Origin of the sequence: Haliscomenobacter sp., assembly GCF_040403615.1 — a bacterium.
GTDB lineage: Bacteria > Bacteroidota > Bacteroidia > Chitinophagales > Saprospiraceae > Haliscomenobacter.
On sequence record NZ_JBBAKG010000115.1, the window covers coordinates 1 to 16,967 of the forward strand.

Annotated in this window: 11 protein-coding genes and 1 pseudogene; 8 read left to right on the top strand and 4 right to left on the bottom strand. The window is 47.6% G+C overall.

Annotation, left to right across the window (positions count from 1 at the left end):
- Positions 1-127 precede the first annotated feature (127 nt).
- Positions 128-610 (bottom strand): toxin-antitoxin system YwqK family antitoxin, encoded by a 483-nt coding sequence (locus ABW391_RS24675; RefSeq protein ID WP_353484572.1) that lies wholly within the window; start codon positions 608-610, stop codon positions 128-130.
- 251 nt (positions 611-861) lie between these two features.
- A complete protein-coding gene (locus ABW391_RS24680) occupies positions 862-2,253 on the bottom strand; it encodes a vanadium-dependent haloperoxidase (protein WP_353484573.1) in 1,392 nt (463 codons plus the stop codon).
- Between the two features lie 606 nt (positions 2,254-2,859).
- On the opposite strand from ABW391_RS24680, the gene ABW391_RS24685 reads away from it, so the two are divergent.
- From ABW391_RS24685 to pstB, 4 genes are read left to right on the top strand one after another with little or no spacing between them, the layout of a single operon-like run.
- Complete coding sequence (locus tag ABW391_RS24685) at positions 2,860-3,771, top strand: PstS family phosphate ABC transporter substrate-binding protein (RefSeq protein WP_353484574.1); 912 nt, start codon at positions 2,860-2,862, stop codon at positions 3,769-3,771.
- A 28-nt stretch (positions 3,772-3,799) separates the two neighbouring features.
- On the top strand, positions 3,800-4,681 hold the full coding sequence (pstC, locus tag ABW391_RS24690) for a phosphate ABC transporter permease subunit PstC (protein ID WP_353484575.1): 882 nt from the start codon (positions 3,800-3,802) through the stop codon (positions 4,679-4,681).
- Positions 4,682-4,700: 19 nt separating this feature from the next.
- Positions 4,701-5,561, top strand: a complete 861-nt coding sequence (gene pstA, locus ABW391_RS24695) for a phosphate ABC transporter permease PstA (RefSeq protein WP_353484576.1) — start codon at positions 4,701-4,703, stop codon at positions 5,559-5,561.
- Entirely contained in the window at positions 5,558-6,313 is a 756-nt protein-coding gene (gene pstB / locus ABW391_RS24700; RefSeq protein ID WP_353484577.1) for a phosphate ABC transporter ATP-binding protein PstB, read from the top strand. Before pstA ends, pstB begins: the two co-directional genes overlap by 4 nt.
- A 30-nt stretch (positions 6,314-6,343) precedes the next feature.
- Here pstB and ABW391_RS24705 read toward each other — a convergent pair whose 3' ends face one another.
- Positions 6,344-7,048, bottom strand: coding sequence for a rhomboid family intramembrane serine protease (locus ABW391_RS24705; RefSeq protein ID WP_353484578.1), 705 nt, complete (start codon positions 7,046-7,048; stop codon positions 6,344-6,346).
- 159 nt (positions 7,049-7,207) lie between these two features.
- Positions 7,208-9,328, bottom strand: a complete 2,121-nt coding sequence (locus ABW391_RS24710; RefSeq protein WP_353484579.1) for a carboxy terminal-processing peptidase — start codon at positions 9,326-9,328, stop codon at positions 7,208-7,210.
- A 282-nt stretch (positions 9,329-9,610) separates the two neighbouring features.
- Between ABW391_RS24710 and ABW391_RS24715 the strand changes: the two genes are divergently transcribed.
- The 4 genes and pseudogenes from ABW391_RS24715 to ABW391_RS24730 form a co-directional block, all read left to right on the top strand.
- On the top strand, positions 9,611-12,127 hold the full coding sequence (locus ABW391_RS24715; RefSeq protein WP_353484580.1) for a beta-mannosidase: 2,517 nt from the start codon (positions 9,611-9,613) through the stop codon (positions 12,125-12,127).
- A gap of 200 nt (positions 12,128-12,327) precedes the next feature.
- Complete coding sequence (locus ABW391_RS24720) at positions 12,328-13,440, top strand: efflux RND transporter periplasmic adaptor subunit (RefSeq protein WP_353484581.1); 1,113 nt, start codon at positions 12,328-12,330, stop codon at positions 13,438-13,440.
- Positions 13,437-16,511, top strand: a complete 3,075-nt coding sequence (locus tag ABW391_RS24725) for an efflux RND transporter permease subunit (RefSeq protein ID WP_353484582.1) — start codon at positions 13,437-13,439, stop codon at positions 16,509-16,511. Before ABW391_RS24720 ends, ABW391_RS24725 begins: the two co-directional genes overlap by 4 nt.
- Positions 16,486-16,967 (top strand): annotated as a pseudogene (locus ABW391_RS24730) (TolC family protein); the annotation flags it as partial. The gene ABW391_RS24725 and the pseudogene ABW391_RS24730, both read left to right, overlap by 26 nt.

Here is a 16,967-nt window from a genome sequence, read left to right on the forward strand (position 1 = left end):
GGGCAGCTTCGATGCTTTTTTTTCACCACCTCAGGCACCTCAGATACACCTAAGTTGAACAACGTATTGCTCAGGTGTATCTTAGGTGTGTCTGAGGTGGTGAAAAAAACAAAAAAAACGCAGGTTTTCATTCTGGTAAAGCCTTCATGATCGTAGTCACTTCCTTGAGCGAATCCAACTCATACCTTGCTTCAAAAAACAGCTTGCCATCTTCCGTCCACTTGCGCATTGGCCCATGTATTTTGCCGTCTTTGAAGGTAACCAGAAACTGTGGTCGCCCGTTTTGATAAAAAATAGTATCGCCATCCTGTTTCTTACCGTCGCGGTAGTATTGCACTTCCTTGATTTTGCCATCGGGGTAGAAAAGTTGGGTTTTACCCGTTTGTACCCCATGTACAAAGATGCGCTTGTTTTGAATGGCCCCAGTCTTTGGATAATACTCGGTCATTTCGCCTTCAATGATGTCTTTGACGAGTGTATAACGCCGCCTGATGCTCCCATCCTGGTGCCTCAGGATGCGTTCTTGTGGTGCAGAAGGATTGGTACAGGCATGAAAAATGAGGAAAAGAACGCCAACCAATCCAGTAACAATAGTACGATGGAGGTTCATAATGAAATAAAATTAAGTAACGCAGAAAAATTAACTTCCCGATTTTGGGTTTTGAATAGGAAGTCGAACGCTTCATTTCAAGTGAGCTTCCTATTCAAAAGCCCCTAATAAAATCGGGAATTAATTTTTTGCATCATATTAAGTAGAATCAGATCCTTTTTACAAAACTGAAAAGGCTCCTGACACCAGCGAATCTATTGATCAGCTGATACCAAGAGCCTCTTTATACATGCATTGATTGTGCCGGAAGCTTATTTATTCCAGGGCAATCTGTTCACTTTACGTGCTACGCGGTAACCCTGGTTTACCCCTTGCTCACAGTCCATGCGGTAATGAACCCCTAGTGGCACCCGAGACCAGGCGTTTTCTTCAGCCATTTCCTGGAAAGAACCATAAGAACGTGGGCGACCTTCAAAATCACTGCGGTTTTCATGGCAACGATCCGTCATCGCATAGTCGTAGCCAAAAATGCTGGCCAAGGCTTCCGCACCCGCAGCACCCATGGTAGAGTGGCCAGAAGGATAGGCAGGAAATGGAGGGCTGAACCCTTTATCACCATTTGTTGGGTTGTCCAGGACTGGTTCCCATTTAGGATCGATTACCCGCTTGATGTAAGACTCAGGGCGCTCTACGTTGTAGAAGAATTTGGAATGCCAGCAAGCTACCGCTGCGTCGTTCAGGGCCATACCAACTTTAGCATCGCACAACAGGGCAGTTTCCAGGTTAGACTTTTCATTTTTATATACCTGATTGGCAACCGCAGTCCAACGTGGGCCAGGGCTGAAGGTCAGGTTGAGCAAATCATCACTCCAGAATTCAGCAATCCAGATATTTTCGTAGGGTGCATTTACAGTTTGTGCCACGACTTCCATCGCCTGGTTGAACATTGGAGAAGTAGGGGATTCGCTGAAAGGAAGTGGAGGAGGGCAAAGTTTGTCACTTTCGGAAATCGCGAAAGTACGTGCACGGCCCCAGAATGGGAACATCGGTTGGGGGGGCCCAGGAACTGTTGGACGCCAATGCCCAGGTTTGTTGGAATAATCAGCCCAGTTGTAGCCTTTGAATGGATCCAGGTAGGCGTCGTGTCCTGTAGCATCGGTAGTTGACCATTCCCACACTGCATCTGCTACTGCCCGACCATGTGCAACGGAACGTTGGATCACATCTTCAGTGCTTTCAGTACGGTACTTGCTGCCCAACTTGTTTTCCAGGGTGGTGATTTTTTCAAAAAGGGTGTTGCTCGCACTGCGAAAAAAGCGACGCATCAAATTGGCGCGCAAGCTATTTACAACCGCTGGCCAGTGGTACTCAGCAGTAGCATCTGCCACCGGGAGCTTCAAGCCAGGGTAAAGAGTGGCAATTGATTTGTGCTTTTCAAATCCATTGACGCAAGCCTCATAAGAAGCCAAACCAATGTAAGCCAATGCCCGTGGAGCTGGCCCTGGACGGTAACCCGCAGCATAGCGCTCAATTTCAAGAAACAAATCGTTCCACTCGAATGCTACATCATAGGAGTAGTCGGCTACAGATTTTGACTCAATTACCAGATCGTTGTCGTTTTCATCGTTGTTACATGCGGTAAACACGATGCCCATCAACAACAGAATAGGGAAGATTTTTTTGAAATTTGTTAGAATACCCATCGTAAAAAAGTTTTGCATTAAGAATGTTATGAGATTAAAAATTAGAGTAGAGTCCCCAAGTCGAGTTCTGGTCTAAACCAAAATCAACCAAATGATTCGCAAAATGTGTCAGCTGAAGCGGCACGGCTGTTTCAGAGAATTTTCGCGAAGAAAATCAATGTTGTGTGGACGTGTAGATAGCACAAATTAACTGAATGAATCATTCAGTCCAATCAAAAATGGAATGTTAAACGAGATTGCACTGGGATAATCCAGTGGAGAAGTATGTAGATGAGCCTATGCAAAAGAAGTAATACTATTAAACTAACAGCAGAAGATCAAATCTTCGCTACAAAAGTACATGAAAAAAATATAATGTCAAGCGTTTAGGATACTAAAAATCATATTGCTTCGAAAAAAATTTATACTTTAAAATCAGCAGTACTCTTTTTTGCTTTTAATCAAGGACTTAGCAGAACCATCTCGAACCTTTAAAAATTGACAAATTACTTTCCAGGCCAAGCTTTACCATATCATAACCTGCAATTAACCTGCAATTGACATTAATGTGCTTAATTACAATGTCGCTTTTGTAGAAGTCGTTTCAAACCAAAAGCAACACTGAATATGAAAAAGAGACTGCCCTTAATTTTCCTCTTTTTCGGCTTTTTGTGCTGGTCTTGTAACCCTAAACATGGCCATGTTGAAAATCTCCTGATCAAAGGCTCGGATACCGAGGTCAATTTAGTACTGACATTAGCCGAAACCTATATGATGGAAGACCCCGATATTTCCATCGCCATCACCGGAGGAGGCTCTGGAGCAGGGATTGCCGCTTTGATCAATGGCAAAACCAGCATCGCCAATTCCTCCCGTGCTATGAAAGCCGAAGAGCTGACTATGGCCAATGATCGTGGGGTTTATCCTTTGGCAACGGTACTGGGTATCGATGCCATTGCCATCATTGTGCATAAAGACTGCCCAATCAATGAAATTTCAAAACATCAACTGGCTGCCATTTACAGCGGCAGGCTCAACAATTGGAAATACCTGGGTGGATCGGATGAGGAAATCTCCCTGTATGGGCGGCAAAGCAATTCAGGCACTTTTGTCTATTTCCGCGACAGCATCGTTCAAGCGGAATACTCTTCTGATGTAAAACAAATGAACGGCACCGCACAAATTGTAGAGGCCATCAAAAATGATCGGAATGGCATTGGATATGTAGGCGTGGGGTATGTACAAGAAAATAAAGATCAAATCAACCAGCATTTCAAAGTTCTGGCGGTAAAAGCCAATGATCAATCTTCTGCTTATCTCCCTACCCTGGCCAGCAACATAGAAAATGGAAATTACCCGATCACCCGACCATTGTTTCAATACACCAATGGCCACCCCAAAGGGAAGTTGCGGCAATTTCTGCGTTATTGCCTCAGCGCCGAAGGCCAGGCACTGGTGCAGAAAAGCGGCTATTTTCCAGTGACCAAAGCGTATTGGAAACAAAATGAACAAGCTTTAGTAATGGGGCAAAATAAGTGATCATTTTATCGACCCTTAAACTTCAAATATGCAAATGCGTCGACTCATTGATCGAGCCATCAAGGGCTTGTTTTTTCTGGCAGCATTCCTTTCGGTAATGGTTTTGCTGGGGATTTTTGGTATGCTCCTGATCAATGGCATCAAAGCTTTTGCGGTGATCGAGTTAAGCGACTTTTTTTTCGGCAGCGATTGGAATCCGTCGGCTTACGGTAAACCCACTTTCGGGATTTTGAGCATGCTGGTCAGCACTTTTTTGGTGACGCTGGGTGCCATGTTGATTGCAATTCCGCTGGGAGTTGGCGCAGCAACGTACTTGGCTCAGGTTGCTTCCAACAAAACCCGCCTCATCCTCAAGCCCATCATTGAACTTTTGGCGGCAATCCCTTCCGTCGTGGTAGGATTTATTGGCATTGTAATGGTTGGGCCCCTGATTGCCCGGGTTTTCGGCCTGAGCAATGGATTGACTGCACTCAACGGCTCCATTTTGCTCGCCGTAATGTCCTTGCCTACCATTATTACCGTTGCCGAAGATGCAATCCGGGCAGTACCTCATAATTTTATTGAAGGTTCCTATGCATTGGGCGCCAACCAATGGACAACCCTGATGAGGGTGACGCTTCCTGCTGCTTTCTCGGGGATTATTGCGGCAATTATCCTGGGTATGGGTCGTGCCATTGGCGAAACCATGACGGTGCTGATGGCCACGGGGAATGCCCTGGCAATGCCCCAGGGCTTTTTTGATCCGGTACGCACCATGACGGCCACTATTGCCATCGAACTGGGGGAAGTGCCTTATGGTACTACGCATTATTACAGCCTATTTGCGGTAGGTGCATTGCTTTTCATCATCAGTCTGGGCATCAACCTGATTGCCGAGAACATTGCGGCCCGCTACCGCTACAAAGCATGATTTGTACAACCTTCAATATATGAAACAAAGCCAACTCCAACAAGCTCTCGGACTAAATACCCTCCGCTTTTTCGTGCTGCTGGTGTTACTGTTTTTGGGCATCATTCTCTGGGAAATATTTTCCAAAGGCGCCGGGGTGATCGGATTCACGTTCTTGTTTGATTACCCCCATAAAGGCATGATGGAGGGAGGCATTTTCCCAACCATTATAGGAACGATTTTTGTAACGATGGTGACCACCGTTTTTGCCATCCCACTAGGTATTGCCACCGCCATCTACCTCAGTGAGTACGCCGCAAACAATTGGGTCAATCGTTTGATCCGGGCTTCCATTCGCAATTTGGCGGGAGTACCCTCCATTATCTATGGCTTGTTTGGAGTAGCCTTATTTGTGGAAGGGCTGGGTTTTGGCGCCTCGATTTTATCGGCGGGATTTACCTTAGGCTTGCTTACGCTACCTTATATTATTACCACCACCGAAGAAGCATTAAAAAATGTACCCCAATCCTATCGGGAAGGCGCTTTGGCGCTGGGGGCAACCAAGTGGGAGGCCATTTACAGCAATGTGTTACCCAGTGCTGTATCGGGCATTGTTACTGGCTCAATCCTGGGATTATCCAGGGCAGCAGGCGAAACTGCTCCGATTTTGTTTACCGGAGTAGCCTTTTACCTCCGCTATTTGCCCAGCAGCATCAACGACTCGTTTATGGCGATGCCTTACCACTTGTACATTTTGTCTACCCAGCACCACGCCATTGAGGAGGTGCGGCCACTGGCATATGGAACAGCATTGGTACTGCTAAGTGTGGTTTTTGTATTGAACATCATTGCATTCATCATTCGGTACCGCTACCGAAATTACAACCAGGCCCGGGTATGAAAACGAAATTACAGATCAAAGATCTTCGGCTGTCTTATGGTACCAAAGAGGTGTTGAAAGGCATCAATATGGACATTCCTGAAAACCAGATTGTGGCACTGATTGGCCCTTCGGGTTGTGGCAAATCTACCTTGCTCCGCGCCATGAACCGCATGCATGACCTCAGCCCGGATGCACACATTAAAGGAGAAATCCTGCTGGATGGCGACAATATTTATGCCCCCGGCAAAGATGCGGTCGATATTCGGCGCAAAATTGGAATGGTTTTTCAAAAACCCAACCCATTTCCCAAATCTATTTTTGACAACATTGCCTACGGGTTAAAAATCGCGGGGCAACACGACAAAAAACAATTGCAGGAGGTGGTGGAGCGCACCCTCAAAGCCAGTTATCTCTGGGAGGAAGTAAAAGACGACCTCGATAAATCGGCACTATCGCTTTCCGGCGGCCAACAACAGCGCATGTGCATTGCCAGGGCTGTAGCTGTTGAGCCAGAAGTACTCCTGATGGATGAACCTTGCTCGGCGCTAGACCCCATCAGTACTTCAAAAATTGAAGACTTGATGCTGAAATTGAAAAAAGACTACACCATCGTGATCGTTACCCACAACATGCAACAAGCCCAGCGGGTCGCTGATCTTACTGCCTTTATGTATTTTGGGGAAGTGATCGAATACGCGCCTACCGCGGAGCTGTTTGAGCATCCAAAACAGGAGCTGACCAGGAATTACCTGGATGGGAATTTTGGATAAGGGGCGATAAAAAATAAGTGATCATTTTGCCTAGCGAAACCACTCATTGCCCCGGGTTTCCTTTTCTCTCTCTGCCTTGGTTTTATTGAATGCATCGCGGTCTAAAAAGAATTGCTCCTGGTTGTAATGGGGGTCATTTTCCCAGGAAGGAATCTGCCGATGTTCGTCTTTTTCAATGGAGTTTTTGTACACAAAGGAGGCAAAAACGCCCACTACTGCACCCAACAAGTGGCTTTCCCAACTCACGCCTTCCTGACCAGGAAAAATACCGTAGATCATTGAGCCGTAATACAAACCGACCAGCAACGCCAACGCAATTGATTTGAGGTTGCGTCGGAAAATGCCACTGAATACCACAAATGCAGCCAAGCCGTAAATGACCCCGCTGGCGCCAATGTGAAAAACGGGTCGCCCAAAAACCCAAACTGCAGCACCGGTAAGCAAATAAATGAGCGCAAAACTAGACAGCGCCACCCTGCGGTAAAAAAACATAATCATGGCACTCAACACAAACAAGGGCGGAGTATTGGACAGCAAGTGCGGAAAATCGGCGTGAATCAAAGGTGCAGTGATGATCCCCGGCAATCCGAATTCCTCGCGGGGATAAATGCCCCATACCCCCAAATTGAGGTTAAAAATGGATTGCACCAAATGGATCAACCAAAGCAAGGCTACAAATTTGAAGGGCAAGGATACACTGTCGTACAAGCGCTTCTGCATGATTTTCGTTGACATGGCGTGGATGTTTCTACTGCATTAAAAAGGCAGCGGGCTTGCCGCTTTGAGTTTTAACGAATACAAGCAAGGAAAAGTTTTTTGGGTTGCAGTGCCTGAATTTTTGGATGAAGAGGATTTTTTAGTAGACGATTGAATAGACCACCTTGATCCCATTTACTAATTCTTCCCCTCCGAACCAGTCTTCAACGCTCCTGTCATGCCATTCCCCAGCAGCATATCATTTAGCACCAAATTGGCCTCGTACAGGTAGCGGTCTTTTTTTAAGTAGTTCAACCAGCGGTTGTTGTCATCGGCGGCGGTATCAGCTGCACTACCGGTTTCTCCAGGTTTAACGATTTTCATGGGCTTGGAAAGCTGCATCATTCCGCGGGTTTGGGTCGCTTTTGTCCGCTGGGCCAGCATTTTTTCCTTGTACTTGTTGATGTTGAGCTGAGCTGGCATTTCATTTTGTTGGGCCAGCCAGGAAGTATTGAACTTGATTTTGCCCATCACTCCGCTGCTGTCGCGTTTTTGGAAGCGCTGGCGCAAAAGATTGAGGTCAGGCTGCTTGTTCCAGGGCTTGAAGTACAGTTGGCGGATTTCGTCCCAAACCAGGGCACTGGGATTGTCTTTTTCCTTGAGCTTGTATTGCTCGTAGTAGCCTGGCAGTTGAATGTCTGCTTCCACACCTTTCAGTTGGGTAGAGGCGCCATTGATGCGGTAGTATTTCTGCATGGTCAAGTGCACGGTACCCAGATTGACCGGATCCAGATTGCTGCTTAGTGGAATCGGGCGTTGTACGGTGCCTTTGCCATAGGTGGCAGTGCTGCCCACAATAATGCCTCGCTTGTAATCCTGAATTGCCGCTGCAAAAATCTCGGAAGCAGAGGCGCTAAATTCATTCACCATGACCACCAATGGCCCGCTGTAAGTGGTAACGCCATTGTCTTGGTCACTGAGGAAATTGGTTCTCCCGTCGCTGTTTTTAATCTGTACTACCGGGCCATCGGGAATAAACAGCCCCACCATTTTGACGGCTTCGTACAAGCTACCGCCGCCATTGTCGCGCAAATCCAGGATGATGCCGTCTACTTTTTCTTTTTGCAATTTGACCAATTCGGCTGCCACGTCTGCGGCGCAGCTTCTGCCTTCGCCTTCACCCATCGGCATGTAAAACTTGGGCAAATAGATGTAGCCTGTCTTTTGATCTCCTTCCTGAAGGATGCTGCTTTTGGCAAAGGTTTCCTCCAGCTTCAATTCCTCGCGCACAATGGCTACTGTTTTTACGGTTCCGTCGGCTTTTTTGAGGGTCATTTTTACCGTAGAGCCTTTGCTTCCCCGGATCAACTTGATGGCATCGGGTATGTCATAACCCGCAACATCTACAGGAGGATTGTCTCCTTCGGCAATTTTGAGGATGAGGTCGCCGTCGTTGACTTCGGTGGTTTTCCAGGCGGGGCCGCCTTGGGATACACTGGCGATTTTGACATAGCCATTTTCTTCCCCAATCAGCGCGCCAATGCCGTAAAATTTACCCGACAACTTTTCGTCCCAGGCCCTTTTTTCAACGGGCATAAAAAAGTCGGTATGCGGATCCATCAGGTTGGTGATGGTGCTGACAAACATGCTGAAGCGGTCGTCGTCGGTGGTTTTGTTCAACAAGCGATCGAGCGATTTTTCCATAGTGGTTTTGGCAAAAGCCCTGGCTTTGATTTCCAGTTCGGCGTCAGTCGCCTTTGCGATGGTATCGGACTTGATTCTGTCTTGATCTTCCTGGAGGTCGACCATTTTTTCCAGGGTGAAGAATTTCATTTTTTTGCCCCATTGCTTCAGTTGCATCTGGGAATTGGCGGGGTAATTTAGTTTATCGTATTCGGTTACGATGCTGTCTTGTTCCAGAAACTGAAAGGGATGGGCCAACAAGCCAGCGCAATTGCTCTTGATTTCGTTGAGCCGCTCCTTGTATTTTCCATTCACTGCATAGTAAAAAGCGACCGGTGCGCCCTTGATTTCTTCATCAATGGAATGGTCAAATTTATTGAAAGCTTTGATGTCTGACTGAAGGAAAATGATTTTTTCGGGATCCAGTTGCTTTAGATAAGCTGCAACTATTTTTTCAGAAAATTGATCATTGACATTTTGAGGGCTGTAATGCTCCTGTACCAACAACTGCCCCACATTGTGCAAAATGTTGTCATAACGCTCATCTACCAGGGATTGCTGTGTTTTACTGCTGCTGAGCAAAAACAGACCCGAGATGCAAAAAACAAAAAGCAACAATTTTTGAGTGATATTCATCTGCCCTCGTTTGGATTTTTTTAAAAAACAATGGGGATAAAGCTAATCAATTTTTAGCAAAAAAACATCCCCAATCAGCGGTATTTTTGGTAAATAACGCCGAAAAAGTAACTTTCCGATTTTTTGCGTCATACTGACAGAAAAAGTTTCGAACCAACCTTCACATTTTCGATTATTTTCGCAGTTCACACAATTTACAGGATGCGTAAGCTTTTTTATTATTCCATCCTAATGGCCTCATTATGTGGTCTATTGGGATGCAAAAAGCAACCCAATAGCAACATGATAGCGTTGAACGACAATTGGACTTTTCGGCAAGCGGGCAAAGGAAACTGGCTACCAGCAACTGTACCTGGCACAGTACATACGGATTTGATGGCCAACCACAAAATTCCCGATCCCTACTTTCGCATGCAAGAGGAAGAAGTTCAATGGGTGGACAAAGTCGATTGGGAATACCGTTGCACCTTTCAAGTCAGCGAGGAATTTTTGGAATACGATGCCATCAACCTGGAGTGCCTGGGGCTGGATACCTACGCCGATGTGTACGTCAACGAAAAACTGGTCATCCTGGCGGACAACTTCTTTGTAGCCTGGGAAAAAGAGGTAAAACCATACCTCAAATCCGGAGAGAATAAACTGCGCATCTTTTTTCACTCGCCCATTACAGTGGGTTTGCAGGCGCTGGCCAAAAACAAATACGGTTTGCCCGCCACCAACGATCAATCCGAACGCGGTGGATTAGGGGACAAACTGGTCAGCGTTTTTTTGCGCAAACCCGGCTACCATTTTGGTTGGGATTGGGGGCCGCGGCTGGTTACCAGCGGCGTTTACCGCCCGATCCGTTTGTTTGGTTGGAACAAAGCCCGGCTCACCGACGTGTATTTCCAACAAGACAGCCTCAACGACGAAAAAGCCCAGCTCACTGCCCGTTGTGAAGTAGAATCGCTGGTGGATCACGAGGGGCTGATCGAAATCTGGCATGGCGATACCTTGCTGGCTTCACAGGAGATTGCGATGCTAAAGGGCAAAAACGAGTTTCATTTGCCTTTTGAAATTTACACCCCCCGCTTGTGGTGGACGCACGATTTGGGCAAAGCCAACCTCTACAACCTGACCGCCCGCATCTCCTACCAGCGCAAGCCCGTCAACGAAATCAGCCACAAAATTGGCTTGCGCACCATCAAAATCATACAAACGCCTGACGACAAAGGCAGTTCCTTCCATTTTGAACTCAATGGCCGAGTCATTTTTGCCAAAGGCGCCAATTACATCCCCAACGATATGTTTATCCCTCGGGTGGGGCCAGAAAAATACCGCAACATCATCCGTTCCACGGTGGAGGCCAACATGAATATGCTGCGTATTTGGGGCGGTGGTTTTTATGAAAACGACCTATTTTACGAGCTCTGCAATGAAATGGGGGTAATGGTTTGGCAAGATTTTATGTTTGCATGCAGCATGTACCCAGGCGATCCCGCTTTTTTGCGCAGCGTAGAAGAGGAAGCCGAATACAATGTCAAGCGTTTGCGCAATCACCCTTGCCTCGCGCTGTGGTGTGGCAACAATGAGATAGACATTGCCTGGGCACAGCACAACGAATTTCTGGGTTGGGGCTGGAAACAGCAGTATACCCTGGCACAACGCCGCGAAATTTGGAACGCCTACGATACGATTTTTCACAAGCTGCTGCCAACCGTAGTGGGCGCACATCATCCTGGGATGTTTTACTGGCCTTCGTCGCCGTTCAATATCGTGGGCAAGCATGCCCGCAGTGATACGCCCAATGGCGATATCCATTATTGGGGAGTGTGGCATTCCGAGCATCCGTTTAGCGCGTATTACGAGCACATTGGCCGATTCATGAGCGAGTATGGCTTTCAGTCCTTTCCCGAATTCAAAACGGTGAAAACCTATGCCTTACCCGAAGACTGGAACATCGAATCGACCGTGATGGCTGCGCACCAACGCAGCGGCATTGGCAATTTGCGCATCCGCAGTTACATGCAGCAGAATTATCAGGTGCCGACTGATTTTGAGCAATTTTTGTACGTAGGGCAATTGTTGCAAGCCGAAGGCATCAAAATGGCCATCGAAGCGCATCGGGCGGCCATGCCATACTGCATGGGGTCTTTGTACTGGCAAATCAACGATGTATGGCCAGTTGCCTCCTGGTCGAGCATGGATTATTACCAGCGCTGGAAGGCATTGCATTATTTTGTCAAAAAAGCTTTTGCACGCAACATCACTGCCGCTTTAGTCAAGGACGGCAAACTGCGCATCAGCATCATTTCTGATGACTTGCAAGCTCGGGAAGGCGAATTGCGCATGCGTTTGCTCGATTTTTCAGGGCAAGTATTGTGGAAAAAAGATACTAGCCTCCAACTGCCTGAAAATACAGCACTATTGGCACTCGAACTCCCCCTTGCCGAAATTTGCGACCTGGCAACGACCCGAAAAACTGTACTGGTGGTGAATTTGTACGCCAATGGCAAGCTCCTGCACCGCAATCCGGTCTACCTGGCATCCGCCAAAGACCTTAATTTGCCCCGAAAGGTGGCTATCGACAAGAAAGTTTCACCCAATCAGGATGGCTTTTTGATCCGTTTGAGCGCCCAACAATTGGTAAAAAATGTTTTCCTCGATTTCGGCGACGAAGTCGATGGATTTTTCAGCGACAATTACTTTGATGTTTTGCCCGGCGAAACGGTGGAAGTGGTTTTTAAACCGGCCAAGAAAGGCCTGGAATTGAAGGCTGGGGGGCTGAAATTGTTGAGTTTGGGGGATACGTTGAGGTGAAGAAGTTCTCGTTGTGCCCAACGACCAACAACCATTCCCTGTCGCTATACGACATTGCTCGCCTTCAGCCCGCACTCGGTCGCAATTGTTAGCCCTTCAGATGGCTGACCCAATAAAGTTTTGTATTTTTCGGATTCGAAGTTATAGCCCATTTTACGCGTCAACAACATTTGTACGATTTTTACTAACCTGCAATTTTTATGAAGCACATTTCATCCCTGCTCTATCTGGTCCTTGTATGCATTGTATTGACATCCTGTGGTGGAAAAAAAGGTGAAAGCCCCATGGCTGGAGCTGGCCCAGGTGGAAAGCCTGGTGGCGGCCCTGGCGGCCCTGCTGGCCCGCCGCCGCCTACTCCGGTCGATTACATGATCGTAAATGCGCAAGTGCTGGAAAACACTTTATTTACAACGGGCAACCTGGTTTCCAACGAACAAGTTGACATTCGCCCTGAGCGTTCTGGTCGCATGACGAAGTTGCTCTTCAAGGAAGGCACCCTGGTTCAAAAAGGGGCACTCCTGGCCGAATTGGATCGCGCAGAATTGGAAGCTCAACTTTCAAAACTCAAGGTGAGTGAAGCCTATAACGAACGAGAACTCAAACGCGCCAAAGACCTCTTGGCCATTGACGGTATTGCTCAGGAAGATTACGACCGACTTGGCCTGAATCTGGATCAAACCCGCGCCGACATCCGCATTACCGGAGTAGCGCTGGACAAAACCCGCATCCGTGCGCCGTTTAGTGGTAAGCTTGGGTTGCGTCAACTGAGTGAAGGTGCTTACGTTTCGCCTTCTGACATCCTGGTGCGTTTGCAACAAACCGATCCAATCAAAATGGAATTTGAAGTACCCGAGCGTTTTTCAAGGGATCTAAAAGTCGGTCAAAGGGTACAGTTTACGGTAGAGGGCATCAATCAAAATTTCCGTGCTGAAGTATACGCATTGAGCAACCAGGTCGACGCCGGAACGCGTACCCTTACTGCTCGTGCCCGGTGTGCCAATCCTGGAGGCCAGTTGAAGCCCGGCAACTTTGCCAAAGTACAGATTGTAACCAGCGAAAACCGCGCGGCGGTGTTGGTACCTACGGATGCAGTCATTCCTATCCTGAATGGCCAGCAGTTGTTGGTCATCAAAGGGGGTAAAGTCAAAATGCAGACTGTACTAGCTGGACAGCGATTGGAAAACGCGATAGCCATTTTAGAAGGCATAACTCCTGGAGACAGCATCCTCCTCACCGGATTGTTGGCCCTCAAAGAAGGAATGCCCGTGATACCCACCAAATTGGTTGAATCTCCAAAACCGAATGGCCTATGAACATGTCTTCACTGAGCATCAACCGGCCAGTAATGGCTACGGTGATCTCTATCGTCATTGTCCTTTTTGGATACATTGGTTTTCGCTCTTTAGGTTTGCGGGAATACCCCAGCGTTGACCCTCCGATTGTGTCGGTCCAAACGAATTATACCGGAGCAAGTGCGGATGTAATTGAGTCTCAAATCACTGAACCTCTGGAAGAGAGCATCAACGGCATCGCCGGGATCCGCTCCTTGTCCAGTACCTGCTCCGATGGTCGGAGCAGCATTCGGGTAGAATTTGAATTGGGGGTAGATTTGGAAGCAGCAGCCAACGATGTGCGCGAGAAAGTATCGCAGGCACAGCGCTTGTTGCCACCAGATGCCGATCCTCCGGTGGTATCCAAATCGGATGCCAACTCCAACCCCATCATGTCCATTACGGTGCAAAGCAACCGCCGCAACTTGATGCAATTGAGCGAATTTGCAACCAACGTGATGAAGGAGCGCATTCAGACCATTCCTGGCGTATCAAATATCCGCATTTGGGGTGAAAAAAGGTATGCGATCCGCATCAAAATGGATCCGACCAAGTTGACCGCGTATAGCCTTACGCCGCTTGATGTGCGCACCGCTTTGCAGCGCCAAAACCTGGAATTGCCTTCTGGTCGCATCGAAGGCTACCGCACGGAGTTGACCATTCGCACCGAAGGCCGCTTGTTCACTCCCGAAGAGTTTTCCAATATTGTATTGCGCGAATCGGGTGGTGCCACCATTTTGCTCAGCGATGTAGCAACCGTAGATCTGGAGCCACAAAACAAGCGTTCCATCCTGCGCGGCAATAACATGATCCCCATGGTGGGGGTGGCCATTACGCCACTGCCGGGTGCGAATTACATCGACATTGCGGATCGGGTGTATGATCGGGTGAATGAGATCAAAAAAGATTTGCCAGAAGACATCATCCTGGATTATGCCTTTGATGGCACCGTAAGTATTCGCAATGCAATCAAGGAAGTAGAAGAAACCTTGCTATTGGCATTTGGGCTGGTGGTATTGGTGATCTTTATATTCTTGCGCAACTGGCGCACGACTTTGATCCCGGTAATTGCCATTCCCATTTCATTGATCGGGGCTTTCTTCATTATGTATGTCTTCAATTTTTCCATCAATATTTTGACTCTGTTGGGTATTGTATTGGCTACCGGCTTGGTGGTGGACGATGCCATTGTGGTAATGGAGAACATCTTCCGACGCATCGAAGCTGGAGAAAAGCCCTATGCAGCAGCGCACGAAGGCTCCAAAGAGATTTACTTTGCCATCATCTCCACTTCAATTACGCTGATCATCGTGTTTTTGCCCATTGTATTCTTGCAAGGGCTCACCGGGCGTTTGTTCCGGGAATTCGGGATTACCGTAGCCGGTTCTATCCTCATTTCTATGATCGTTTCGCTCACGCTTACGCCGATGATGTGCGCCCGTTTTTTGAGACAGCAAAAGCATGGGGCCATCTACAATTTTACCGAAAAGTTTTTTGTAGGAATGACCAACTTTTACAACCGTACGCTCAAGGGTTTCATGCGTTTTCGGGGCGTTTCCTGGTTGATCACCATTATGGCCGGATTCGGGATTTACATGTTGCTCAAACAGATTCCTTCCGAATTGGCGCCTATGGAGGACAAAAGCAGCCTCCGGATCGTCATGACTTCTCCTGAGGGAACTTCCTACGAAATCATGGATCGCTACTTGTTGGAAGTGCTCAAAATGGTAGATACCTTGCCAGAAAAGCGAGCCCTTATTGCAGTTACCGCTCCTGGGTTTACCGGTTCAGGTGCAGTAAATTCCGCTTTTGTAAACGTCATTTTGAAGCAACCCGAAGAACGTACCCGTACTCAAGATGAGTTGGCCAAATTCCTGATGCCTAAAATTGGGCAACTGAATTATGCGAAGTCCCTGGTTACGCAAGAACAAACGATTTCAACAGATCGCAGAGGTGGTGGCTTACCTGTGCAATTCGTAATTCAGGCGCCCAATTTTGATGACTTAAAAAGAGTACTGCCCATCTTCATGGAGGAAGCAGCCAAGAATCCAGCTTTTGCCGTTACAGATTTGGATCTGAAATTCAATAAGCCTGAATTGCGCCTGGAAATTGACCGCGAGCGTGCCCGGAAATTGAATGTAAGCATTCGGGACATAGCCGAAACTTTGCAGCTGTACTACGCTGGACAACGCTACGGCTATTTCATCAAAGACAGCAAGCAATATGAAGTCATTGGTGAAGCCGATCGCATTTACCGCGATGATCCACGGGACTTGTCTTCGTTGTATGTACGCAATACCCTGGGTGAATTGATACCGATGAGCAACCTCGTGCGGCTCATTGAGCAATCCAGCCCACCACAACTTTTCCGGTTTAACCGTTACTTGTCGGCTACCGTATCGGCTGGTTTGAACCCTGGTTATACCATTGGGCAAGGCATCGAGGCCATGGAAGCCATCAAGGCGAAAGTGCTGGATGAATCATTCCAAACCGAATTAACTGGTACGTCCAAAGACTTCAAGGAAAGCTCTGGGGGGATCATGTTTGCCTTCTTGTTGGCATTGGCATTGGTTTATCTGACGCTGGCTGCTCAGTTTGAAAGCTTCTTTGACCCCTTAATCATCATGGTTACCGTGCCATTGGCCTTGGTTGGTGCCTTGTTGTCGTTGTGGTGGTTCAACCATACCCTCAATATCTTTAGTGAAATTGGCATCATCGTTTTGGTGGGTATTGTGACCAAAAACGGGATTTTGATTGTGGAATTTGCCAATCAAAAAATGGAAGAAGGTATGGGTGCGATGGAGGCCGCAGTGGAAGCGGCAACTTTGCGTTTGCGCGCCATCCTGATGACCAGTATTGCCACCATGCTGGGGGTATTGCCCATTGCCTTGGCACTGGGAGCAGCCTCTACCAGCCGGATTCCAATGGGTGTTGCCATCATCGGTGGTTTAAGTTTTTCGCTGGTCCTTACTTTGTATGTGATTCCAGCGATTTACACTTTTTTCAATCGACAAAAAGCCGTGAAGCATGAAGCGATCGCAGTTGCTGAATAATATATTTTGTTTTGTACTAATCCTATCTGTTAAAACATTCTCCATCGCGCAAACTTCGGTCTTGCGCGTGGAGGATGCCGTAAAAATTGGATTAGAGAAAAGTTTTGACATCCAGATTTTGCGCAACGAGGAGTTAATTGCCGCCAACAACAATACGCCAGCAAGAGCGGGCATGACGCCTATCGTAAACTCTACAGGTAATGTCTCTTACGCTGTCAACAATACCGTCCAAAAGTTATTTTCTGGAGACATCAGGGCGGTTCCCAATGCGGCGACTTTCAACACCAGAGTTGGAGTAGAAGCGGTTTGGACATTGTACGATGGCTGGCGCATGTACGCCATTCGCGACCGTTTGTTTGCCAATGAGCAGCAAAGCCGTGCGCGTACCACTGCCCAAATGCAGGCCATGGCTGCCGACATCACGTTGGCCTACTACAACATTGTACAATTGGAACA